The sequence below is a fragment of the Actinomycetospora sp. ABD4_176 genome, assembly GCF_056311855.1.
On sequence record NZ_CM149974.1, the window covers coordinates 3,966,969 to 3,988,554 of the forward strand.

Genomic DNA, 21,586 nt, shown 5'->3' on the forward strand with positions numbered 1-21,586 from the left:
TCCGCTCCCGTCGGGCCCCGTCTCGTCGATCACCGGAGCACACCGTGGCCGTCCTGCTGAACCCCTACCTGCACTTCGACGGCGAGGCCGCCGAGGCCATCGCCTTCTACGCCGGCGTGTTCGGCGCGACCAGCAACGTCATGACCTTCGGGCAGATGGGCATGGAGGGCCCGGACGCGGACAGGGTCATGCACGGGCAGCTCGAGACCGGAGACGGGATGACGCTCATGGTCTCCGACATGCCGCCCGGGTCCACCCGCGAGCGCGGCAACGACGTCACCGTCTCGCTGTCCGGCGACGACGAGCCGACGCTGCGCGGGTGGTACGAGCAGCTCTCCGCGGGCGGCACGGTCGGCACCCCGCTGGAGAAGCAGATGTGGGGCGACCTCTACGGCGACTGCACCGACCGCTTCGGCGTGCGCTGGATGGTCAACATCTCCGCGGCGGGCCGGGCGGGTTAGCCCTCGCCGTTCCCGGAGCCCGACGAGGAGGACGACGAGGACGCGGCGCCCCGGCTCTTGGCGGGTGTCTTCGGGGCGCTCATGACCCGCCCCTTCGCCGGCGTGGCCGACGTGTCCTTCACCGGGCCCTTCGCCACCGAGCGGCCCGGCGCGGTGCGCGAGCCGGCGGCGCCCGACGAGCCGGAGGACGCAGACGACCCCGAGGACCCCGACGACCCGGCGGAGCCGGACGCCCCGGATGCCCCGGCGGAGCCGGACGACCCGGACCCGCCGGACGCCCCGGACGACGGGGTGGCCGGGGTGCCCGACGACGAGCCCGCGCCGGGCGACGACGTCGCGGCGGCGCCCTCACCGGCGTCCGCGCCGTCGCCTTCCCCGGCGCCCTCGCCCTCGCTGTCGCCCCCGTCCTCGCCCTCGTCCTCGTCCTCGCTGTCGTCCTCGCTGTCGTCCTCGCTGTCCTCCGCGTCCTCGTCCCCGCCCGTGCGCCCCCGCCGGCCGGTCGTCCACGACAGCTCGAGCTCCAGCTCGACCTCGTCGCCGTCGATCTCCACCTCGATCTCGACCTCGATGTCGTCGGCGAGGGGCAGCGTGAGCACCGGTCCGGACAGCGACAGCTCCGCCGATCCGCCCTCGCGGATGGCGTCGGCGAGGTCGGCGAGCCAGTCGGCGACCTCCTCGCGCGACAGCGTCACCTCGTGCTCGACCTTGACCTCAGCCATCACGCCGTCCTCTCGTCGCGCGCGGCCACGGCGCCGCGCTGTGCCCCCCACCACCCTGGCAGGGAACGGGTGATCCGGGCATCAGCGTCCGCCGTCTCGCCGCACGGACCTGGCGCCCGGCCCGGCTCCCGGCGAAGGTGGTGGTCGTGACGCGCACCGTGGACTGGGACGGCGACGCGATCGCGGCGATCGACCAGCGGGCGCTCCCGGCGGAGTACCGGATCCGGCGCCTCGCGACGGTCGAGGCGGTGGTCGCGGCCATCGGCGACCTCACCGTCCGCGGCGCGCCCGCCCTGGGCGCCGTGGGCGCCCTCGGCGTCGCGCTCGCGGCCCGCCGGCACCCCGGCGACCACCTCCGGGTGCGGGCGGAGGCCGAGCGGGTCGCCGCCGTCCGCCCGACCGCGGTGAACCTGCGCCGCGGCGTGGAGCGGGCGCTCGCGCGCCTCGACGACGGCGCCGACGCGGTGCTCGCCGAGGCGTGCGCCGTGCTCGACGAGGACGAGGCCACCAACCGGCGCCTGTCCGCCCGCGCCGCCGACCTGCTCACCGAGCTCTGCGGCGACCGCCCGCTGCGCCTGCTGACCCACTGCAACAGCGGCGCCCTGGCCGCCGTGGCCTGGGGCACCGGGCTGGGCGCGATCCGCGAGCTCGCCGAGCGGGGACGCGTCGCGGAGGTCCTCGCGTGCGAGACCCGACCGCTGCTCCAGGGCGCCCGCCTGACGGTCTGGGAGCTGCGCGAGATGGGCGTGGACCACCGCCTGTGCGTCGACGCCGCGGGCGCCTCGGCGATCGCGCGCGGGCTCGTCGACGCGGTGGTGGTCGGCGCCGACCGCATCGCCGCCAACGGGGACGCCGCCAACAAGATCGGCACCTACGCGCACGCGTGCGCCGCGGTCCGCCACGGCGTGCCGGTGGTCGTCGTGGCGCCCGAGTCGACCGTCGACCACGCCACGCCCACCGGTGCCGACATCGCCATCGAGGAGCGCGACGCCGACGAGGTCCGCACGGTCGCGGGGACGCCGACCGCGCCGCCCGGGACCCCGGTCTACAACCCGGCCTTCGACGTCACGCCGTCCGCGCTGCTCAGCGGCGTCGTCACCGAGCGGTCCACGTTCCGCGACGGCGCCTGGACCGCCGAGGCCGTGCCGGCCGTGCCGGTCGCGCAGCCCCGGCCACGCCGCCCCGAGGTCCGATCGAGGTCGCTCGTGCACGACTCGACGGCGTGACGCCGCGTCGTTGCCCGCGCGGCCGTGTACGGAGCGGATCGGCGATGGCACGCTGAGCACGTGCTGTCGGGGCCCGGGAACGCGCCGTCCGGCGCCCCCGACGTCGCCGGCGACGGGGCGCCGCACGCCGGCGACCCCACGTCCTGGGCGCGGGGGGTCGGCGCGCTGCAGGAGGCCGAGCGGGTCGGGTCCTGGCGGGTCGGCAGCGAGCACCTCCTGGTCGCGAGCCTGCTCGACCCCGTCGCCCGGCGGCTGGTGCTGGAGGCGGGCGTCGACTTCGGCGTGGTCCAGGCGCAGATCGGCCGGCCGGTGCACGCCGGCATCGGGGCCCGACCGGGCCTGCTGCCGCGCCCGGAGGACATGAGCCTCAGCGACGGTGCGCGGCGGGCGCTCGAACGCCTCCGGGCCGGCATCGAGGACGACCCGAGCCTCGCCACCTGGGTGCGCCCGGACCGCAGCACCGACCCCCGCGGGCGCAGCGTCGTGCGCCGGCGCCTGCTCGTCCAGCTGCTCGAGAGCGACGGGCCGGGCGGGGCGCGGCGGGTGCTCGACCGGCTCGGGGTCGCGCCGCGCACCGGCTGGCTCGTGCAGCGGCTGGGCGAGCCGGACTCCCCCGCGCCCCTGTAGCTCAGGCGGTGCGCGGCTGGTCGTCGGCGCTCGCGGGGACGCACGCCGCGGCCAGGTCGGCCAGCGGGAACGCGAGCTCGTCGGCCAGCGCGGCGACCGTGAAGAACGCCGGTGTCGGGACCCGGCCGGACTCGATCTTGCGCAGCGTCTCCACCGACATCCCGGCCGCCGCGGCGACCGACGCCATGCTCCGCGACCCCCGGGCCTCCCGCAGGACCTCACCGAGCCGCTGCCCGCGCTCGCGCTCCTCCGGGGTCAGCGGCACACGCACCATGGGCGTGATAGTAATACCGGTATAACTATCCCGACCAGGAGTGCCCGATGATCGAACTCAAGACCCCCGCCGAGATCGAGCGGATGCGGGTCGCCGGGCGGTTCGTGGCCCAGGTGCTCACGGAGCTCGCCGACCGCGCCCGGGTGGGCGTCGACCTGCTCGACCTGGAGCAGCACGCCCGCACGATGATCCGCGAGCGGGGCGCCCAGTCGTGCTACTGGGACTACGCACCGTCGTTCGGCCGCGGACCGTTCCGCCACGTCGTCTGCCTCTCGGTCAACGACGCCGTCCTGCACGGGCTGCCGCACCGCTACGTCCTGCGCGACGGCGACGTGCTGACCATGGACCTCGCCCTCGGGATCGACGGCTGGGTGGCCGACTCCGCGCGCACCGTCATCGTCGGCGAGGCCGCCGAGGAGGACCGGCGCCTCGTGCGCGCCGGCGAGGAGGCCCTCGAGGCCGCGATCGCCGCCGCGCAGCCCGGCGGCCGGCTCGGCGACATCTCCGCCGCGATCGGGCGCGTCGCCGCGCGGCACGGCTACCCGGTCAACCTCGAGTTCGGCGGCCACGGGCTGGGGCGCACGATGCACGAGGACCCGCACGTCCCCAACGACGGGCGCGCCGGTCGCGGCCTGACACTGCGGCCGGGGCTGACGCTCGCGCTCGAGCCGTGGTTCGCCCGCACGACCGGGAAGATCGTCTACGACCCCGACGGCTGGACCATCCGCTCGGCCGACGGCTCGCGCACCACCCACGCCGAGCACACCGTCGCCGTCACCGAGCACGGGCCGGAGGTGCTGACGCGGTGCTGACGCGGTGCTGACGCGGTGCTGACGCGGTGCTGACGCGGTGCTGACGAGGTGCTGACGCGCGGTCCTGACCCCGCACGTGTTCTCGCCGGTGTCGGCCGCGCACCCAGCGACGGGCTGACGCGGTGCCCGTCCGTACGGACGGCCAGGGCGGCGGACCGCGCGATCGCGACCGGCGCGGTCGAGGTGCTGCGCGGGCGGAGCGACCTCCTCGGCCGCTTCGCGCGGACGTTCCGCCCGGCCGGCTGAGCTGAGACCGCTCAGGATACGGCCGCGCCCGCGAGCCGCCGCCGTGCGCGCCGGGGTGCGCCGGCCCGGGGCAGCCGGGCCACGGCCGTGGTCCCCCGCCCCCAGAGCCCGGTACCGCGGCTGAGGATGAGCGCGCCGACCACCAGGGCGACCAGCGGCGGCACGAGGGCGACGACCCGCATCGAGAGCCGCGACACCGACGCCGGCTGCCGTGTCGGCGTGTCGATCGCCAGGCGGCCGTCGTCCACGAGCGCATCGTGTCAGGGCCGGGGTCGCCGCGGCGGGGCCTCGTGGGCGGGATCGCGCGGTTCCTCGCCACCGGCCTCCTCGTGCTGCCGCTGAGCCTGGGCCTCTACCTCGCGGCCGTGGCGCTCGGCCTCGACCCGCTGGCCGCCCGGGTCCCCTCCTTCGCCGTCGGCACCACGCTCGTCGCGGTGCTCCACCGGCGCTGGACGTTCCGCACCGCCGGCGTGCGGGGCGCGCTCGGCTGGACCGCGCTGCTCTACGTCGCGACCTCCGCCGTCGTGGTGGTGACCCACGGGGTCGCGCTCGCCCTGCTCCCGGCGGTCGTCGCGGCGCCGGCGATCGCCGTGACGGCGTGGGTCGTGTCCCAGGGCGTGGGGACCGCCATCACCTTCCTCGTCCTGCGCGGCGCAGTCTTCCGGTGATCAGCTGCGAGGAGGTCCCCGACGACCGGGTGCCGCAGCCGCTCCGAGCGTGGGTGCGCTGGTGGACGCGCTGCTCGTCCCACCAGGCGCGGAGCTCCGCGCGCGCGTCACGCCGCTCGGGCACCAGCTCCGTGCTCGCCCGGTCGTGCGGGTCGGCACCGAGCTCGCCCTGCGCGCGACGCTCGAGGCAGCCTGAGCCCGGGGCTCCCGGACCTCACCAGGCCTCGCCCGGCCGGTAGGTGCCGAAGCACCATCTATGGCCCGAGGGGTCGAGGCCGCGGGCGCGGCGGGTGCCCCACTCGGTGTCCTCGGGGTCGATGACGCTGCTCCCGCCCGCCGTCACGATCTGGCCGCGTCCCTCGGCGTGAGCACCGGCGCCGCCACCGCCGTGATCGACCGGCTGGAGCGTGCCGGGCACGTCCAGCGCCACCGCATCCGGGGCGCCGGGCCGCGGCGTCCGTCACGGGCCGACCGCCCGCTCGCGGGCGGCGCCCGCATCGTCGACACAGGTGGATGGAGGTCAGGGTGGCGGCTACGGACGAGTCCGGGACGGCGTCGGGCTGCTGTCGACGGCTCTGGCCTCGGAGCGGAAGGTGCCGCGGGCCGAGGTCCGTCACGAGATCAGTGCCAGCTCCATGGCCGCCGCCCCGGGAATCCTCGCCGGTGCCTTCTTCCTCCTCGCCGACCTCCGGCGGCTCTCGGTACCGACCGCCATCGGGTCGGTCATCGGCTCGGTCGTCTTCGGTGTCGTGATCATCGTGCTCAAGGCCGCGCTCCACTGACCGGCGGGGTCAGTAGATGCGGCGGAGCCGGGCGCCCCAGGGACGGCCGTCGGGGTCGAGCACCATCCGGTAGGCGGGGTCGATCAGCCAGCGGCGCCGCAGGGTCAACCGGACCTGTTCGTGGCCGGGGACGTGGCGGCGCAGGCGACCGGGCGGGCGCGGGCCCCGGGCGCCGACCGCGTGCCAGGCGTCGAGCGCGGCCGCCCGCTCCCGGACGGCCCGCGCGGCGTGGTCGGGGTCGAGCAGGTCGGTGTCGTCCCCGAGCTCGAGGTGCTCGCGCATCAGCTCGAGGCGCAGGCGCCGGGCCAGGGCGCGGGCACCGTCGCCGAGGCCCGCGGGGTCCGCCGGCGCGCGTCCGTCACGCTCCTCGTCGAGGACCGCGGCGACCAGCTCGGAGTCGTGGGTCCAGGAGCGGGTGTTGAAGTTGTTGCTGCCCACGGTCGCCCAGACGTCGTCGACGACGCAGACCTTGGCGTGCACGTAGACCGGGCGCTGCCCGTCGTTCTCGACGTCGAGGACCTGCACCCGCGCGCCGCCGGCCTCGTGCACCATCGCGAGCGCCTCGCCCTGCCCCAGGACCGCGGGTCCCGGCCGGTCGTCGTGCTCGGGCCGGGGCACGACCGCGATGAGGTGGAGCCGCGGGGCGCGGCGCAGGGCCGCGGCGAACACCCGCGCGACGTCGGCGGACCACAGGTACTGGTCCTCGACGTAGACCAGTCGCTCGGCCCGGCCCAGCGCCTTGATCAGCCCGCGGGCGATGCTGCGCTCGCCGCGCGGCGCGAAGGGATAGGGCGGTCGACGGCGCGGGTAGGTGCGCAGGACCTGGACGGCGCACCGCCCGGCCGGAGCGGGGTCGGGCACGGGCGCCGGGAGCGGTGTCCCGCGGCGGGGCAGCCGGTGGAGGCGGTCGGGGAGGAAATGCCAGGGCAGCCGGGCCAGCGGCGTCGGGTCGTCCCACCGCTCGCGGAAGACCTCTTCGAGATCACGCACGACCGGCCCGCGCAGCTCGACCATGGCGTCGTGTCGGGGGCTGCGGGTGTACTCGTCGGCGTTCGCGGCGGACTGCGGGTCGCCGCGGTGGACGGCGTCGTCGCGGGCGCCCAGGACGAGGTCGATGCCGCCGACGTACGCGACGTCGTCGTCCGCCCCACCGGCGGACCCCGCGTCGCGGACGACGACGAGCTTCTGGTGGTGGCTGCCCAACGGCCGGATCCGCTGGTCGAGGAGCACCTCGGCGCCGAGCGGGAGGAGGTGCGCGGCGAGTCGGCGATTCCGTTCGACGTGGTAGCCGAACGCCTCCAGGTGCGAGCGCCACAGGAGGACGGCGAGCCGCGCGCCGCGCCGCGCCGTCCCGGCGAGCGCCGCGGCCACCGTCGGTCCGTCGTCGCCGAGCTCCTGGTCGCCGTCACCGCGCCAGCCCGCGACCAGCACGAGGTCGCCGTCGCCGGTGCCGGCCAGGCGTGCGGCGAGGGCGGCGTAGTAGTTGCCGCCGTGCACGCGCAGCCGGACCGCGTTGCCCTCGGTCCACGACCGCAGGCGGGTCGCCGGGTTGCCGCGTTCCTCGGCGGTGAGGAACCAGTCCTCGATCGCCGGCGCGCCGGTCGGCCGACCCAGCCCCAGCACCGCACGCAGCCGCGGCAGCAGCTCCTCGCCGTTCGGCGCCTCGACCAGCGGGGGCGCCCCGCCGCCGAGCGCGTCGGGACGGAGGTGCCGGACGACCCGCTCGACGTCGACCAGCCGTCGCATCGCGATCGCGGCCACCCGCCCGGGGTGGTCCCGCGCGAAGCCGGCGAAGAGCTCCGGGTCGTGGCCGGCGTCGTCGCCGACGAGCACCCACGACGTGTCCGGGTGCTCCGCGGCCAGCCGCTCGAGCGCGGCGCGCTTGCGTCCCAGTCCCACGCCGACCAGCCAGCCCGAGAACAGGGCGCGGCCGGCCGTCAGCAGGATGCCCGATGGGTAGTGGTCGTGGCGCAGGGCGCGCTGCAGCGGCCGGGACAGGGCCGGCGGCAGGGTGGTCAGGAAGAAGACGTCGGCCGACACGTCGGCGGCGACCGTGCGCAGCAGGCGCTGCATGCCCAGGAGCGAGCGGCGGTCCCGCGGGCCGCGGCTCATCAGGACCCGCAGGCGGCCCCACTGCCGGGACAGGGGCGCGACCCGCAGGACACCGTCGATGTCGTAGACCACGCCGAGCCGCGCTGTCTCCACGGGACCACCTTCCCCGGTCCTCGACCGGATCGCCGCACGACATCACGCCGGCGCTCCACCCGGCCCGGCGACCTCGTCCGTCGCGGATGAGATCTCCGGGAAGCCGGTCGGGCCGCCGTCCGTCGGCGCCGGAGCATCTCACCGTGGGCCGAGGCCCTCGACGACCTCGACACCCCGGCACAGGCCGTCCTCGTCGCGGATCCGCTCGCCGAGCCGGGCCGCCTCGCGCCGGAACGCGTCGCTGCGCACGAGGACACCGAGGCGCTCGGACAGGCCGGCGACGAGGTGCCGCGCGGGCAGCGGCGCCGGCCCTGCGCCCACGGCGCGGACCCGCGCACCCCAGAACGGCTGGTCCCCGACGAAGGGGCAGACGAGGGTGGGTCGGCCGGCCCGCAGCCCCGCCCCCGTCGAGCCCGCACCGCCGTGGTGGACGACGGCGGCGACCTGGTCGAAGAGCCAGTCGTGGGGCACCTCGTCGACGACCAGGACGTCCGGCGACGGGGCGTCGCCCGCGGCCAGGCCACCCCACCCGGTGGCGACGACCCCGCGCAGCCGGTGCGCCGCGAGCGCGTCGAGCACGGCGTCACGCCGCTCGTCGGCGCCCTTGCCGAACCCCATCGACCCGAAGCCGACGTACACCGGCGCCGGCCCCGCGGCCAGGAAGTCGACGAGACGCGCGTCCGGCCGCCACGCCGGGTCGCGCTCGAGGAACCAGTAGCCGGTGACGTGCGCCGACGGTGGGTAGTCGGCCGGGACCGGGACCACGTGGCGGCTGTAGGGATAGAGCACGGGCACCGGTGGCCCGTCCGGACCGCGGAGCGGGTCGGCGAGCCGCCCGACGCGCCCCAGCCCGAGCCGGCGCCGGAAGTCGTTGATCATCCCCCCGTACAGCACCCCGGCCGCGCGCGTGAACGAGTACGACGCCCGGTTGGCCCACCCCGGCAGGGATGCCCCGCCCAGGAACGGGATGGGGTACGCGCGGGTGGGTGTGGAGAACGGCAACGGGATCGACAGCACCCCGGGCACGCCCAGCGCTTCGGCGAGGTGGGGACCCGCGAGGCACTTGGGGTGGTGGACGATCACCTGCGGGTCGACCGCCCGGGCCGCGTCCGCCTGCTCGTCGAGGTGCTCGCGCATCGCGTCGCGCATGACCCCGAGCGACCGCAGCGCGTCCCGCGCGCCGCGCAGCTCGGGCATGAGCTCCTGCAGCATCGTGAGCATGCGGGAGCCGGCGGGATGGCACCGGGCGCCGACACCCTCGACCACCTCGCGGAAGGCCGCGGGAACGGCCAGCGTGACGTCGTGACCCCGGAGCACGAGGGCGCCGGCGAGGGCGACGTAGGGCTGGATGTCGCCGCGGGTGCCGAAGCTGGTCACGAGGATGCGCACGGGAGCCGCCGATCGGTCGGCCCGGGCGGACCCGGGCGTCGTCCAACGATCGCCGACCAGACTTCCCGGCACGCCTGCCGGGGAACGTACTCCGGCCGGGGACCGGTGGTCAGCGGTATCGGTCGGGCAGGCGGTGCGAGGGCTCGCCGCCACGGTGGTCGCGACGTCATGCCCCTGCGCGGAGGGCGCTGCTCGCCGGCCCGGGTCCCTGCTCGCTACGGCGACGATGATGCGGTCGGCGGGACCAGGGGCGGGTCGTGCTCGTCGAGGTCGGCGAGCCAGTCGAGGAAGGCACGCGCCTGCGGGCCGGGATGAGGAGCGTCGCGGGTGCGGAGCAGGTAGTGGGCCTGGCGCATCGGCCACGAGTGATCGACGGTGAGGGCGACCCGTCCGGCTCGGACGGCACTGCGGGCGAAGCGCTCGGGCACCACCGCACACGCGTCACCGGTCGCCGCGAGCTCGAGGGCGGTGACGGATGTGTCGACGGTGATCGCACGGGAGGGCGCCGCCGCTCGCGCGGGGAGGATCCGTTGCCAGACGTCGTCGAACCCGAGGACCTGGATACGGGGCCGCCCGCCGAGATCGTGCGTCGAGCGGACCGGGCCGTAGCGCTCGGCATGCGCGGGACCGTGCACGACGACCGCGTGGTCGTGGTGGAGGAGCTCGGCGTCGATGCCGATCTGCGCGCCGCGCCCCTGATGGATGTCGACGTCGACGCCCTCGGGGGTCAGGGCGTCGGACCACACCGCGCACACCAGGCGGAGCTCGATCTCGGGGTGCACCCCTTCGAAGCGGGCGAGTCGCGGGGCGAGCCAAGTCGCGGCGTAGGACACCTGGGTGCGGACCGTGAGCTGGCCGCGACGGGCGGGTCCGAACAGGCCGGTGGTGGCGACGGCGAGGTCGTCGAGACTCTCCCGCACGTGGGGCAGGTAGGCACGACCCAGTTCAGTGAGCGCCACGCTGCGCGCGAGACGTTCGAACAGCCGCACCCCGAGATGGGTCTCCAGGGAGCGGATCCGCTGGCTGACCGCGGCCGGGGTCAGGTGCAGCTCGCCCGCGGCCGCCGTGAAACTGCCCAGGCGGGCGGCGGCCTCGAACGCCTGCACCTCGGGGAGCGGAGGCAGCGGGTCTCGCTCCGTCATTGTCGCACGGTAACCGCATGGCGCCCGTCCGAGCCATCGGTCCAGGCAGGGCTGAGACCGGGAAGAGCTTGTTTGAGTTGGTGGTGGTCCCTGACGGAGAGTGCAGGGTGCACGTCCTGCGCACCTGGAGGGGTCCCGTGAGCCAGACCACCGTCGAGCACCCCGGAACCGGATCGTCCGATCAGCCGGAGGGGACCCTGACCCTGGGCGGACGCAGCCTCGCCGTCGTCCTCGACGGCGTCGAGCGGCGGTTCCACTACGTCTGGCTCCGGGACAACAGCTGGGCCGCCGCCGACCGGGTGGCGCAGTCGGGCGAGCGCCGGCTGTTCACCGCGCACATCCCGCCCGCCATCGCGCCGACGGCCGCGTCCTTCGACCCCGCCGACGGGCTGGCCGTGCTCTGGAACGATGGGCAGGCCTGCACCTACCACCCGGAGTGGCTGCGTCGGCACGACTACTCGACACGCCCTCGCCGGGCCCGCGAGCCGCGGGTGACGCTGTGGGCGGAGGCACCGGCGGAGCCGCCCCGCTTCCGGCACGCCGAGGTGGTCGGCAGCGTCGCCCGGCAGCTCGCCTACCTCGACGCCGTGCGCGAGCACGGGGCGGCGATCGTCACCGGGGTGCCGTCGGTCGACGGCGAGGTCGAGCGCTTCGCCGAGACGGTCGGCCACGTGCGCGAGGTGGCCTTCGAACGGGTGCACAACGTGCGCCACGACCCAGCCGGCTACAACGTGGCACACACCCCGGGCGAGCTCAAGCCCCACACCGACATGCCCAGCTACAACTGGCCGCCGTCCGTGCAGCTGCTGCACTTCCTGACCAACCGCGCCGCCGGGGGAGAATCCACCCTGGTCGACGGGTGGGCCGCCCTGACCGAGCTGCGGCGACGCCACCCGCAGCACTTCGACACCTTGTGCCGGATCCCGGTGCCGTACCAGCTGTTCAGCGACGACGAGGACACTTGGGCCGAGAACCCCATGGTCACCCTCGACGCCGATGGAGAGATCAAGCTCTTCCGGTTCTCCAACCAGCTCGCCCAACCATTGTCGGTCGCGTTCGACCAGGTCGAGGCCTTCTACGACGCCTACCGCACCTTGGGCTCGATCATCGACTCCGGCCGCTACCGCGCCGTGTTCCGCTCGGACGACGGGGACCTGCTCACGGTGCACTCGCACCGCGTACTGCACGGGCGCTTGCCCTACGACCCCGCGACCGGCGAGCGCCACCTCCAGGACGTCTACATGGAGTTCGACGACTTCCTCGCGCGGCGGCGGGTGCTGCGCGGCGAGCACAAGCCGATGCCCGCCCAGACCGAGGCGGGGCCGTCGTGAGCGCCCCGGACGGGCACCCCACCGTGGGCTTCACCGCGATGGCCGACGGGACGGCCGCCGACTATCGGCTGCTGGCCGCCTACGAGGAGGCCGAGCTCGCGCAGTTCCCCGAGCGCGTCCTGGACTGGCTGCGCGAGATGGACGTGCGTACCGGGTACCAAGTCACGCGACTGGAGCACTGCCTGCAGGCGGCCACCCGGGCGCACCACGCCGGGGAGGACGAGGAGACCGTGGTCTGCGCGCTGGTGCACGACATCGGTGACGTCCTCGCGCCGGCCAACCACTCCGAGGTCGTCGCCGCGCTGGTACGGCCCTACGTCAGCGAGCGCAATCACTGGGTTCTCCAGCACCACGGGGTGTTCCAGGGTGCCTACTGGTTCCACCACGTCGGCGCGGACCCCGACGCGCGGCGGCGCTGGGCCGGGCATCCCTTCTACGACGACTGCGTGCGCTTCTGCGCGGACTACGACCAGAACTCCTTCGACCCCGACTACTCCTCCGAACCGCTGACGTTCTTCGCACCGATGGTGCGTCGGGTGTTCGCCCCGGACCGGGTCCGGCCCGTCGAGACGGCGACGGCCGCGCAGGACACCCGGTGACGTCGCCTGTGGGGCCCGGTGCCGTCCCTCGCCCGACGATCGGCTTCGTCGGCGTCGGGCACCTCGGCAGCCTGCTCGTCCACAGCCTGCTGCGGGCCGGCTATCACGTGGCCGTCACCGACCTGCGCCCGGAGAACGCCGCGTCGCTGCTCGCCGCCGGGGCCGCCTGGCGCGCGAGTCCGCGTGCCGCCGCCGCGGGCGCCGACTGCGTGATCACCTGCCTGCCCACGCCGGAGGTCGTCGCCAGCTGTGTGGAGGGTGAGGCCGGAATCCTGGGCGGGACGTCGGCCGGGGCCACATGGATCGACATGAGCACCAACGACGTCGGAGTGCTCAGGCGCCTCGCTCGACGCGCCGCGGAGCAGGGCGTCGAGACCCTCGAATGTCCCGTGACCGGTGGCGTCCACACCGCCGAGGTCGGCCGCATCACCGCGTTGGTCGGCGGCGACGAACGGTGTTTCGCCCGCCATCGCGACCTTCTGGCCGCGATGACCGACCCCGTCATCCACGTCGGCGACCTCGGCAAGGCGACGACGCTCAAGGTCATCACCAACATGCTCGCCTTCGTCCACCAGTGGGTGGCCGGGGAGGCGCTCATGCTCGCCGAGGCGGCCGACATCGACCTGGGTCGCGCCTACGAGGGCATTCGGAACAGCTCGGGCAACAGCTGGTCGTTCGAGGTCGAGACCCAGCTCGTCCTCAGCGGCAGCTACGACTTCCGCTTCAGCCTCGACCTGGCCTGCAAGGACTTCGGGCTCGCCCACGACCTCGGGCGGACGTACGGGGTGCCGCTCGAGGTCGCCGGCCAGGTCCAACAGATCTTCGAGCGTGCCCGCGCCCTATACGGGGGCGACGCCTGGTCCACACAGGTGGTGAAGCTCCTCGAGGACACAATGGCCCGTCCGTTGCGCGCCGACGGGTTCCCGACGTCCCTGTTCGGTGGCCAGAGCACGGTGGGGCCGGCGGGCCCGGGCGCCGAGCGGGGCGCCCGGCCTGGGCCCGGTCCGAGCACGGCGTCGGGGCGGAGCGGGACCTCGTCGACCACGGCCCCGCGCGACGGGTGACGACGAACGGGATCGTCTCGGCGACGTCCTCGGCGGTGAGGAGATCGGTGGTACCGAAGGTCCCCTCAGCGCCCTTGAGCACCTCGGGCGGATGTGCTCGAAGAGCTCGGTGAGGACGGGCCGGGCTCGACGATCGAGACGCGGACGTCGCGGCCGGCGGTATTCCGGCGCAGCGACTCGCTTGACGCACCAACGCCTGCTCGGTGAGGTTGGCGACGCCCAAGCCGACGCGGGCGGCCCCCGGAGCTGACGTTGACGATGTCCGCGGTGCGCCGGTAGACGCTCTCGGCGGCGGGGAGCAGGTGCGCAGGGCTGCATGCTTGACGCCGAGGCCCGATCTACGCCGCCGTCAGCATCGCGCCCTCCCTCATCCTGATGGCCGGCTGCCGCCGGGACCGTGCCGAGCAGTCGCGCGAGGAAATGTTGCCCAGGCACGACGAGGTCGTCCAGGACGTCGTCCTCGCCTGCCGCGATGTCGCATCACGTCCTGGATCGGGCGACCGGTCCGGACGGGCCTCGTCGCAGGTCAGACATGGTGGAGACGAAGGGAATCGAACCCTCAACCCCCGCCTTGCAAAGGCGGTGCTCTGCCAATTGAGCTACGTCCCCGAGGGTCAGGACGAGGTGGTCGCCTCGCGCCAGACGTCTCGCGTCGGTCGTTGATCGCGACGGCGCCGGAGGATCAGGGCGGCCCCGGCGGCCAGGGCGAGCGTCACGAGTGCCTTCACCGCACCCCTTCCGACGACGACCAGGCCCACGGTACCGCAGCACCTACACTCGCCCCCGAGCACGCGAGGGGCACGCTGCGCATGATCGACGGCCCCGCGGACCTGCCGAACGTGCCCCTCGCCGCCGGAGGCTCGGTGCCGAGGTGATCGTCCACGGGTATCGCCGGGCGGCGGGTGGGCGGTAGGACTCACCCGTCGGACGACGAGGTCTCGTGGACGGGAGCGCGGATGGCCGGGACGGATCGTGCCTACGTGGTGGGCACGTTCGACACGAAGGGCGAGGAGCTGCGCTACGTCGCCGGGCTCCTGCGCAACGCGGGGCACGCGGTGACGACGGTCGACGTCGGCACCAGCGACCCGGACGGGAGCACCGCCGACGTCACCCCGCGCGACGTCGCGGGCGCCGAGGCGTTCACCGGCGACCGCGGGACCTCGGTGGCGGCGATGACCGCCGCGCTCGAGCGGTGGCTGCCGGCGCGCGAGGACCTCGCCGGCGTCCTCGCGCTGGGCGGCTCCGGAGGGACGGCGATCACCACGCCGGCGCTGCAGCGCCTCGTGGTGGGCGTGCCGAAGGTCGTGGTGTCGACGGTGGCGTCGGGCAACGTCGCGCCGTACGTCGGCGCGGTCGACATGACGCTGATGTACTCGGTCACCGACGTGGCCGGGCTCAACCGCATCAGCCGGCGGGTGCTCGCCAACGCCGCGCACGCGCTGGGCGGGATGATCGGCGCCGAGACCCCGCCGGCGCAGGACCGGCCGGCGCTGGGGCTGACGATGTTCGGGGTGACGACGCCGTGCGTCACCGCCGTGACCGAGGCCGTCGGCGACCGCTGGGACTGCCTCGTCTTCCACGCCACCGGCACCGGCGGGCGCGCGATGGAGAAGCTCGTCGACGACCGGCTGGTCGAGGCCGTCGTCGACGTGAGCACCACCGAGATCGCCGACCTCGTCGTCGGCGGCGTCATGGCCGCCACCGAGGACCGCCTGGGCGCGGTGGCGCGGACCGGCGTGCCGTGGGTGGGTTCGGTCGGAGCCCTCGACATGGTCAACTTCGGGGCGCCCGACACCGTCCCCGAGCACTTCCGCGGGCGCACCTTCTACGAGCACAACGCGCAGGTGACCCTCATGCGCACCACGCCCGACGAGAACCGGGCCGCCGCCGCGTTCCTCGCGCGGCAGCTCGACGCCTGCCCCGGACCCGTGCGCCTCGTGCTGCCCACCGGCGGCGTGTCCGCCCTCGACGCCCCCGGCATGCCCTTCGCCGATGCCGAGGCCGACGCCGCACTGTTCGACACCCTGCGGCGGGAGTTCCGGGAGAGCGACGACCACCGGATCGTCGAGAGCCCCCACCACGTCAACGACCCCGAGTTCGCCGCGACCCTCGTCGCCGCGCTCGAGGAGATCACCGGAGGACGCCCGTGACCCGCGCCGAGATCCTCGAGCGCCTGCGCGCCAAGGTCGATCGCGGCGAGCCGATCGTCGGCGGCGGCGCCGGCACCGGCCTGTCCGCGCGCTGCGAGGAGGAGGGCGGGATCGACCTCATCGTCATCTACAATTCCGGCCGATACCGCATGGCCGGTCGCGGTTCGCTCGCCGGATTGCTGGCCTACGGCAACGCCAACGACATCGTCGTCGAGATGGCGCGGGAGGTCATCCCCGTCGTGCGGCACACCCCGGTGCTCGCGGGGGTGAACGGCACCGACCCGTTCCTCATCCGGCCCCGCTTCCTGCGCGAGCTGCGTGAGCTCGGGTTCGCCGGGGTCCAGAACTTTCCGACCGTCGGCCTCATCGACGGCACCTTCCGGGTGAATCTCGAGGAGACCGGGATGGGGTTCGACCGTGAAGTCGAGCTCATCGCCGCCGCACACGACGAGGATTTGTTGACGACCCCGTACGTGTTCTCCGCCGACGACGCCCGCGCGATGACCGACGCCGGCGCCGACATCGTCGTCTGTCACATGGGCCTCACCACCGGCGGCTCGATCGGCGCGCAGACCGCGAAGTCGCTGGACGACTGCGTCGCGCTCGTCGACGAGTGGGCGCAGGCGGCGCTGTCGGTGCGCGACGACGTCCTGGTCCTCGTGCACGGCGGGCCCGTCTCGTCGCCGGACGACGCCGCGTACGTCCTGTCCCGCACGCGCACCTGCCACGGCTTCTACGGCGCCAGCAGCATGGAGCGCCTCCCCACCGAACAGGCCCTGACGGCCACCACCCGCGCGTTCGTCGACCTGCGCCCCACCCCCGAGGAGGAGATTCTGATGCCCGAGACCCGCAGCAGCACGGTGATCCCGGCCGACGTCGACACCGTCTGGCGCGTGGTCCGCGACTTCGACAGCCTGACCGCCTGGGTCCCGGCGATCGCCGCCTGCCGGCTCGACGGCGACGTCCCGTCCGACCAGGTCGGGGCCGTCCGCCGGCTCACCCTGGACGGCGACGGCGGCACCGTGGTCGAACAGCTGGTCGCCCTCGACGACCGCGAACGGACGCTCACGTACGCCATCCTCGAATCGCCGTTCGGGGTCCAGGACTACCGCGCGACCATCCGCGTGTTCCCCGTGACCTCGACGGGCGAATGCTTCGTGTCCTGGTCGGTCCTCTTCGACTGTGACCCGGATGACGCCGAACGGCTCAAGGCGTTCTTCTCCCGGGATGTGTTCGCCAGCGGACTGGAGGGCCTCACGGCGCATTTGTCCTCGACAGCGTGACGTCCAGGGCACGAATCGGGACCGGTGCGAACACCTCGTCATTTCTTTGCTAATGTCGGAAGAGCAACGAATAGACGGCACCTCATCGGTTCGATGAAGTAGTGAGGAGTCACGCCCCCCATGGCGCAGAGGACCATCGTCACCCTGGTCGACGACCTGACCGGCGAGGAGGCCGAGGACATCACGACGGTCGAGTTCGCTCTCGACGGCGTGACGTACGAGATCGACCTCGACGACAAGAACAGCGCGAAGCTGCGCGACGCGCTCGCCGACTACGTCGCGGCCGCCCGCCGCACCGGCGGCCGGCGCTCCTCGGGCGGCGGTCGCCGTCGCTCGGGCGCGGGGACGGGCACGCCGCGCGCGACCTCGCCCGGCGGCTACGACCGCGAGACCTCGAAGCAGATCCGCGAGTGGGCGAAGGCCCAGGGCTTCGAGGTGTCCGACCGCGGCCGCGTGCCCAACAACGTGGTCGAGGCGTGGGAGGCCCAGCGGAAGGGTTCCGACCACTCCGCGACGTTCTCGGGCTGATCGGCCCCGAGAAGAGGCCGGAACGACGAAGGCCCCGGAGCGCGATGCTCCGGGGCCGTCGTGTCGGTGGGGTGCACCGTGGGGGTGGGCCCAGCTGGATTTGAACCAGCGACCTCGTCGTTATCAGCGACGCGCTCTAACCAACTGAGCTATGGGCCCTCGCAGCGACCAACCAGGTGCGGGCGCCACGGTACCCGACGGTCACCCGGCGCCCGACACCCGGCCCCTGCCCTCCCGGAGCGCTAGTCGCGCTCGGACAGGGTGACCTCGATGCCGCCGGCGACGTCGGCGGAGATGTTGTAGATGAACGCCGAGACACTGGCCAGCGCGGTGAACAGGATGATGTTCACGACCCCGATCACCGCCGCGACGCCGAACACGCCGCCCGCGGTGATGAGCTCGCCGCTGCCGCCGGAGTCCGACGTCAGGTCCTGATAGGTGCCGTTGAGCTGCGCCCAGACGCCCATCCCGTCGAGGACCGCGTAGAGCACGCCGACGGCGAACATCCACACGAAGAACAGGGCCACGCCGAGCACGAGCGCGAGCTTGAGCACCGACCACGGGTCGAAGCGGCGCACCTGCAGGCTCGCCCGCCGCGGCGCCTTGGCCGTGCGCGGGCGGCCGGCCGAGAGGTCCGCGACGTCGTCGGGCTCGTGGCGCGGCTCGTCGTCGCGGCGCATCCCGAGCTGCTCGGGAGTGAGCTGGTTGGTCGGCGCATCGATACCGGAGCCGCTCGGCGTGCCCGTGCCCTCCGGCCGGGCGGTGCCCGACGCCGACGCCGTCCGCACCGCGACGGGGATGCCACCCGCCGGCGTCCCCGACCCCTCGCCGGGCGGACGTCCGTAGCCGGGGCCGCCCTGCGGGCCCGGGCCGCCGGGCCGCGGGAACGGGCCCGACGGCGGCTGCGCGCCACCGGGGCCACCCGGACCGGCGGAGCCTCCGGGGCCGCCCTGATTCCCCGGGCCACCCTGACCCCCCGGGCCACCGGAGCCGCCCTGGCCCCCCGGCCCGGACCGCGGCTGCGCCGACGGCGCGCCGCCGGGCCGACCGGCCGGCAGTGGGCCCGACGGCGGGCCCGTCGCCACGCCCCCGCGCTGCCACGGCGGGGGCGGGCCCGCCGGGCCGCCCGCGGTCGACTCGCCGGCGTCCGCGCCCGACCCGGACGCCGCGGCCGGCTCACCGTCCGCGGGCTCGTCCGGCGTGCCCTGCCGGCCCGGCTTGCCCTCGTCGACGGCCTCGACCTGCGTGGTCGAGTCCACCTCACGGGCCCCGGAGTCCCCGGACCGATCCGCTTCCTGCGTGCCCGTCCGCGACCCGCCCGACGTCTCCGACGTCGCGGGGTTCGGCTCGTCCGGCTTGTTGGGTGTGCTCACGGCAGGACTCGTCTCGTCGCTCGGTGACGGGGCCGGGGACGTCGGGGACGACCGTGGCCGATCAGGGCTGGGGCTGGGTGGTCGCGCCGCCCGCGTCGGGGTCGACGGCGCTCTCGGCGTTGCGGGCGATCGCGAACAGCGTGCCACCCTCACCGAGGTTCATCAGCCGCACGCCCTTGGTCTGACGGCCCGCCTTGCGGACCTCCTTGGCGGTCGTCCGGATCACCCCGCCGCTCGTCGTGATGGCGTACAGCTCGTCGTCGAGCTCGACGATGAGCGCACCCACGAGGGTCCCGCGCCGCCGGTCGTACTGCAGCGTCAGCACGCCCTTGCCGCCCCGGTTCTGAACGGGGTACTCCTCGATCGGCGTCCGCTTCGCGTAGCCGCCGCCGGTGGCGACGAGCAGGAACGTGCCGTCGCGGACGACGCCGAGCGAGAGCAGCTCGTCGCCGCTGTTGAACCGCATGCCGGTGACGCCGGACGTCGCGCGGCCCATGGGTCGCAGCGCGTCGTCGGTCGCCGAGAACCGGATCGACTGGCCCTCCGCGGACACGAGCAGCAGGTCGTCGTCGCCCGAGCAGAGCACGGCGCCGACGAGCTCGTCGCCCTCGCGGAGGTTGATGCCGATGAGGCCGCCGGCGCGGTTGGAGTCGAAGTCGGTCAGCCGCGACTTCTTCACCAGCCCGGACTTCGTGGCGAGCACCAGGTACGGCGCGGCCTCGTAGTCCTGGATGTGCATGACCTGCGCGATCTGCTCCTCGGGCTGGAACGCGAGGAGGTTCGCGACGTGCTGGCCGCGGGCGTTGCGGGTGGCCTCGGGCAGCTCGTAGGCCTTGGCCCGGTACACCCGGCCGCGGTTGGTGAAGAACAGCAGCCAGTCGTGCGTGGAGCAGACGAAGAAGTGGGAGACGATGTCGTCCTGCTTCAGCGTCGCGCCCTGCACGCCGCGGCCGCCGCGCTTCTGGGTGCGGTAGAGGTCGGTCTTCGTGCGCTTCGCGTAGCCGGTGCGCGTGATCGTGACGACGACGTCCTCGACGGCGATGAGGTCGGAGTCGGCGACCTCGCCGTCGTAGCCGACGAGGCGCGTCAGCCGGTCGTCGCCGTGCTTCTCGACGATCTCGCCGAGCTCGTCGCGGACGATCTGGCGCTGGCGGTCCGGGCGTTCGAGGATGTCCTGCAGGTCCCGGATCGTCTCCTCGAGCTCGGCGAGCTCGTCGACGATCTTCTGGCGCTCGAGGGCCGCGAGGCGCCGCAGCTGCATGTCGAGGATGGCCTGGGCCTGGACGTCGTCGACGTCGAGCAGCTCCATGAGGCCGGTGCGCGCGACGTCGACGGTCTCCGACGACCGGATCAGCGCGATGACCTCGTCGAGCGCGTCGAGCGCCTTGACCAGGCCGCGCAGGATGTGGGCCCGCTCCTCGGCCTTGCGCAGCCGGTAGCGCGTCCGCCGGACGATGACGTCGATCTGGTGGCGGATCCAGTGCCGGATCATCTGGTCGAGCCGCAGGGTGCGCGGCACGCCGTCGACGATCGACAGCATGTTGACACCGAAGCTGTACTGCAGCTGCGTGTGCTTGTAGAGGTTGTTCAGCACGACCTTCGCCACGGCGTCGCGGCGCAGCGTGATGACGATGCGCCGGCCCACCCGGTCCGACGACTCGTCGTTGATCTCGGCGATCCCCTGGAGCTTCCCGTCGCGCACCAGCGTCGCGATCGACTCGATGAGCGAGTCCGGGTTGACCTGGTAGGGCAGCTCGGTGACGACCAGGATCGTGCGGCCCTTGGCGTCCTCCTCGGCCTCGACGACCGCGCGCATGCGGATCGAGCCGCGCCCGGTGCGGTAGGCCGAGTCGATGCCGTCGGTGCCGACGACGAGCCCGGCGGTCGGGAAGTCCGGGCCCTTGATGCGCTCCATGAGCGCCGCGAGGGTCTCCTCCTCGGAGGCCTCCGGGTTGTCCAGCGCCCACGTCGCGCCCGCGGCCACCTCGCGGAGGTTGTGCGGCGGGATGTTCGTCGCCATGCCCACCGCGATGCCGGCCGAGCCGTTGATCAGCAGGTTGGGCACGCGGCTCGGGAGCACCGACGGCTCCTGCGTGCGGCCGTCGTAGTTGTCGATGAAGTCGACGGTCTCCTCGTCGATGTCGGCGAGCATCGACATCGCGAGGGGGGTCAGGCGGCACTCGGTGTAGCGCATGGCCGCGGCCGGGTCGTTGCCCGGCGAGCCGAAGTTGCCCTGTCCGTCGATCAGCGGGTAGCGCATCGACCACGGCTGCGCGAGGCGCACGAGCGCGTCGTAGATCGCCGAGTCGCCGTGGGGGTGGTAGTTCCCCATGACGTCGCCGACGACGCGGGCGCACTTCACGTAGCTGCGGTCGGGCCGGAAGCCCGAGTCGTACATCGAGTACAGGACGCGGCGGTGGACCGGCTTGAGGCCGTCCTCCACCAGCGGCAGCGCGCGACCCACGATGACCGACATCGCGTAGTCGATGTAGGAGCGCTGCATCTCCTGCTGGATGTCGACCAGCTCGATGCGGTCGCCGGACCCACCGGGAGGCAGGGTCGTCTCGGTCACGCGGCTCTCACCTTTCGCACTGTATCGGGGCCGGGGGTGCTCCCCCGGCTCCCCGGTCGGCCCGAGCCGGCGTGTCCACGCCGGTCACCGCGGCCGTCCGGGTCGGGGCGGGGGCGTCGTTCCACGGGAAACGTC

22 protein-coding genes, 2 tRNA genes and 1 pseudogene are annotated in these 21,586 nt (G+C 74.2%); 14 read left to right on the forward strand and 11 right to left on the reverse strand.

Annotated features, from left to right (window positions below; translation table 11 throughout):
• Positions 1-44 precede the first annotated feature (44 nt).
• A complete protein-coding gene (locus tag ACYX4T_RS19265) occupies positions 45-461 on the forward strand; it encodes a VOC family protein (protein WP_476010892.1) in 417 nt (138 codons plus the stop codon).
• On the opposite strand, the gene ACYX4T_RS19270 is transcribed toward ACYX4T_RS19265, so the two are convergent.
• Positions 458-1,180 carry an amphi-Trp domain-containing protein gene (locus ACYX4T_RS19270; protein WP_476010893.1) on the reverse strand — a complete coding sequence of 241 codons (723 nt, stop codon included), beginning with the start codon at positions 1,178-1,180 and terminating at the stop codon, positions 458-460. The genes ACYX4T_RS19265 and ACYX4T_RS19270 overlap by 4 nt on opposite strands.
• A 146-nt stretch (positions 1,181-1,326) precedes the next feature.
• Here ACYX4T_RS19270 and mtnA point away from each other — a divergent pair, with 146 nt between their 5' ends.
• Positions 1,327-2,406, forward strand: coding sequence for an S-methyl-5-thioribose-1-phosphate isomerase (mtnA, locus tag ACYX4T_RS19275; protein ID WP_476010894.1), 1,080 nt, complete (start codon positions 1,327-1,329; stop codon positions 2,404-2,406).
• Between the two features lie 60 nt (positions 2,407-2,466).
• Positions 2,467-3,033 carry a hypothetical protein gene (locus tag ACYX4T_RS19280; protein ID WP_476010895.1) on the forward strand — a complete coding sequence of 189 codons (567 nt, stop codon included), beginning with the start codon at positions 2,467-2,469 and terminating at the stop codon, positions 3,031-3,033.
• A 1-nt stretch (position 3,034) separates the two neighbouring features.
• Here ACYX4T_RS19280 and ACYX4T_RS19285 read toward each other — a convergent pair whose 3' ends face one another.
• Positions 3,035-3,307, reverse strand: a complete 273-nt coding sequence (locus tag ACYX4T_RS19285) for a helix-turn-helix domain-containing protein (protein ID WP_476010896.1) — start codon at positions 3,305-3,307, stop codon at positions 3,035-3,037.
• Positions 3,308-3,354: 47 nt separating this feature from the next.
• Between ACYX4T_RS19285 and map the strand changes: the two genes are divergently transcribed.
• Complete coding sequence (gene map / locus ACYX4T_RS19290; RefSeq protein ID WP_476010897.1) at positions 3,355-4,119, forward strand: type I methionyl aminopeptidase; 765 nt, start codon at positions 3,355-3,357, stop codon at positions 4,117-4,119.
• 257 nt (positions 4,120-4,376) lie between these two features.
• On the opposite strand, the gene ACYX4T_RS19295 is transcribed toward map, so the two are convergent.
• The gene (locus ACYX4T_RS19295; protein ID WP_476010898.1) at positions 4,377-4,613 is read right to left on the reverse strand and encodes a hypothetical protein; all 237 of its coding nucleotides are present in this window, start codon (positions 4,611-4,613) and stop codon (positions 4,377-4,379) included.
• A 9-nt stretch (positions 4,614-4,622) separates the two neighbouring features.
• Here ACYX4T_RS19295 and ACYX4T_RS19300 point away from each other — a divergent pair, with 9 nt between their 5' ends.
• The 4 genes and pseudogenes from ACYX4T_RS19300 (at position 4,623) to ACYX4T_RS19315 (ending at position 5,815) form a co-directional block, all read left to right on the forward strand.
• Positions 4,623-5,033 carry a GtrA family protein gene (locus ACYX4T_RS19300; protein ID WP_476010899.1) on the forward strand — a complete coding sequence of 137 codons (411 nt, stop codon included), beginning with the start codon at positions 4,623-4,625 and terminating at the stop codon, positions 5,031-5,033.
• Between the two features lie 49 nt (positions 5,034-5,082).
• Positions 5,083-5,229 (forward strand): hypothetical protein, encoded by a 147-nt coding sequence (locus ACYX4T_RS19305; protein WP_476010900.1) that lies wholly within the window; start codon positions 5,083-5,085, stop codon positions 5,227-5,229.
• A gap of 60 nt (positions 5,230-5,289) precedes the next feature.
• Positions 5,290-5,418: pseudogene (locus ACYX4T_RS19310) on the forward strand (hypothetical protein); the annotation flags it as partial.
• Positions 5,419-5,542: 124 nt separating this feature from the next.
• The gene (locus tag ACYX4T_RS19315; protein ID WP_476010901.1) at positions 5,543-5,815 is read left to right on the forward strand and encodes a hypothetical protein; all 273 of its coding nucleotides are present in this window, start codon (positions 5,543-5,545) and stop codon (positions 5,813-5,815) included.
• 9 nt (positions 5,816-5,824) lie between these two features.
• Here the strand turns inward: ACYX4T_RS19315 and ACYX4T_RS19320 are convergent, their stop codons facing one another.
• From ACYX4T_RS19320 to ACYX4T_RS19330, 3 genes are all read right to left on the reverse strand, one after another.
• Positions 5,825-8,020, reverse strand: coding sequence for a phosphatase domain-containing protein (locus ACYX4T_RS19320; protein ID WP_476010902.1), 2,196 nt, complete (start codon positions 8,018-8,020; stop codon positions 5,825-5,827).
• 138 nt (positions 8,021-8,158) lie between these two features.
• Positions 8,159-9,409 (reverse strand): glycosyltransferase, encoded by a 1,251-nt coding sequence (locus ACYX4T_RS19325; protein ID WP_476010903.1) that lies wholly within the window; start codon positions 9,407-9,409, stop codon positions 8,159-8,161.
• 215 nt (positions 9,410-9,624) lie between these two features.
• The gene (locus tag ACYX4T_RS19330; RefSeq protein ID WP_476010904.1) at positions 9,625-10,551 is read right to left on the reverse strand and encodes a LysR substrate-binding domain-containing protein; all 927 of its coding nucleotides are present in this window, start codon (positions 10,549-10,551) and stop codon (positions 9,625-9,627) included.
• A 137-nt stretch (positions 10,552-10,688) separates the two neighbouring features.
• Here ACYX4T_RS19330 and ACYX4T_RS19335 point away from each other — a divergent pair, with 137 nt between their 5' ends.
• Genes ACYX4T_RS19335 through ACYX4T_RS19345 form a run of 3 tightly spaced genes read left to right on the forward strand, consistent with a single transcriptional unit; the run spans position 10,689 to position 13,545 of the window.
• Positions 10,689-11,882 (forward strand): TauD/TfdA family dioxygenase, encoded by a 1,194-nt coding sequence (locus ACYX4T_RS19335; RefSeq protein ID WP_476010905.1) that lies wholly within the window; start codon positions 10,689-10,691, stop codon positions 11,880-11,882.
• The gene (locus ACYX4T_RS19340; RefSeq protein WP_476010906.1) at positions 11,879-12,481 is read left to right on the forward strand and encodes an HD domain-containing protein; all 603 of its coding nucleotides are present in this window, start codon (positions 11,879-11,881) and stop codon (positions 12,479-12,481) included. The genes ACYX4T_RS19335 and ACYX4T_RS19340 overlap by 4 nt, the downstream gene beginning before the upstream one ends.
• The gene (locus ACYX4T_RS19345) at positions 12,478-13,545 is read left to right on the forward strand and encodes an NAD(P)-dependent oxidoreductase (protein WP_476010907.1); all 1,068 of its coding nucleotides are present in this window, start codon (positions 12,478-12,480) and stop codon (positions 13,543-13,545) included. The genes ACYX4T_RS19340 and ACYX4T_RS19345 overlap by 4 nt, the downstream gene beginning before the upstream one ends.
• Before the next feature lie 533 nt (positions 13,546-14,078).
• Here the strand turns inward: ACYX4T_RS19345 and ACYX4T_RS19350 are convergent.
• A tRNA-Ala gene (locus ACYX4T_RS19350) sits at positions 14,079-14,154 on the reverse strand.
• Positions 14,155-14,159: 5 nt separating this feature from the next.
• Positions 14,160-14,597 (reverse strand): DLW-39 family protein, encoded by a 438-nt coding sequence (locus ACYX4T_RS19355; protein WP_476010908.1) that lies wholly within the window; start codon positions 14,595-14,597, stop codon positions 14,160-14,162.
• Here ACYX4T_RS19355 and ACYX4T_RS19360 point away from each other — a divergent pair.
• The 3 genes from ACYX4T_RS19360 (at position 14,502) to ACYX4T_RS19370 (ending at position 17,506) form a co-directional block, all read left to right on the forward strand.
• Positions 14,502-15,695 carry a Tm-1-like ATP-binding domain-containing protein gene (locus tag ACYX4T_RS19360; protein ID WP_476010909.1) on the forward strand — a complete coding sequence of 398 codons (1,194 nt, stop codon included), beginning with the start codon at positions 14,502-14,504 and terminating at the stop codon, positions 15,693-15,695. The two genes, ACYX4T_RS19355 and ACYX4T_RS19360, sit on opposite strands and share 96 nt — an antisense overlap.
• The gene (locus ACYX4T_RS19365) at positions 15,692-16,978 is read left to right on the forward strand and encodes a phosphoenolpyruvate hydrolase family protein (RefSeq protein WP_476010910.1); all 1,287 of its coding nucleotides are present in this window, start codon (positions 15,692-15,694) and stop codon (positions 16,976-16,978) included. The genes ACYX4T_RS19360 and ACYX4T_RS19365 overlap by 4 nt, the downstream gene beginning before the upstream one ends.
• Positions 16,979-17,098: 120 nt before the next feature.
• Positions 17,099-17,506: a histone-like nucleoid-structuring protein Lsr2 gene (locus ACYX4T_RS19370; RefSeq protein ID WP_476010911.1), complete on the forward strand. Its 408-nt coding sequence runs from the start codon at positions 17,099-17,101 to the stop codon at positions 17,504-17,506.
• A gap of 85 nt (positions 17,507-17,591) precedes the next feature.
• On the opposite strand, the gene ACYX4T_RS19375 is transcribed toward ACYX4T_RS19370, so the two are convergent.
• The 3 genes from ACYX4T_RS19375 to gyrA form a co-directional block, all read right to left on the reverse strand.
• A tRNA-Ile gene (locus ACYX4T_RS19375) sits at positions 17,592-17,665 on the reverse strand.
• Positions 17,666-17,748: 83 nt separating this feature from the next.
• Positions 17,749-18,564 (reverse strand): DUF3566 domain-containing protein, encoded by an 816-nt coding sequence (locus tag ACYX4T_RS19380; RefSeq protein WP_476015312.1) that lies wholly within the window; start codon positions 18,562-18,564, stop codon positions 17,749-17,751.
• Between the two features lie 376 nt (positions 18,565-18,940).
• A complete protein-coding gene (gene gyrA, locus ACYX4T_RS19385; protein ID WP_476010912.1) occupies positions 18,941-21,451 on the reverse strand; it encodes a DNA gyrase subunit A in 2,511 nt (836 codons plus the stop codon).
• Positions 21,452-21,586 lie beyond the last annotated feature (135 nt).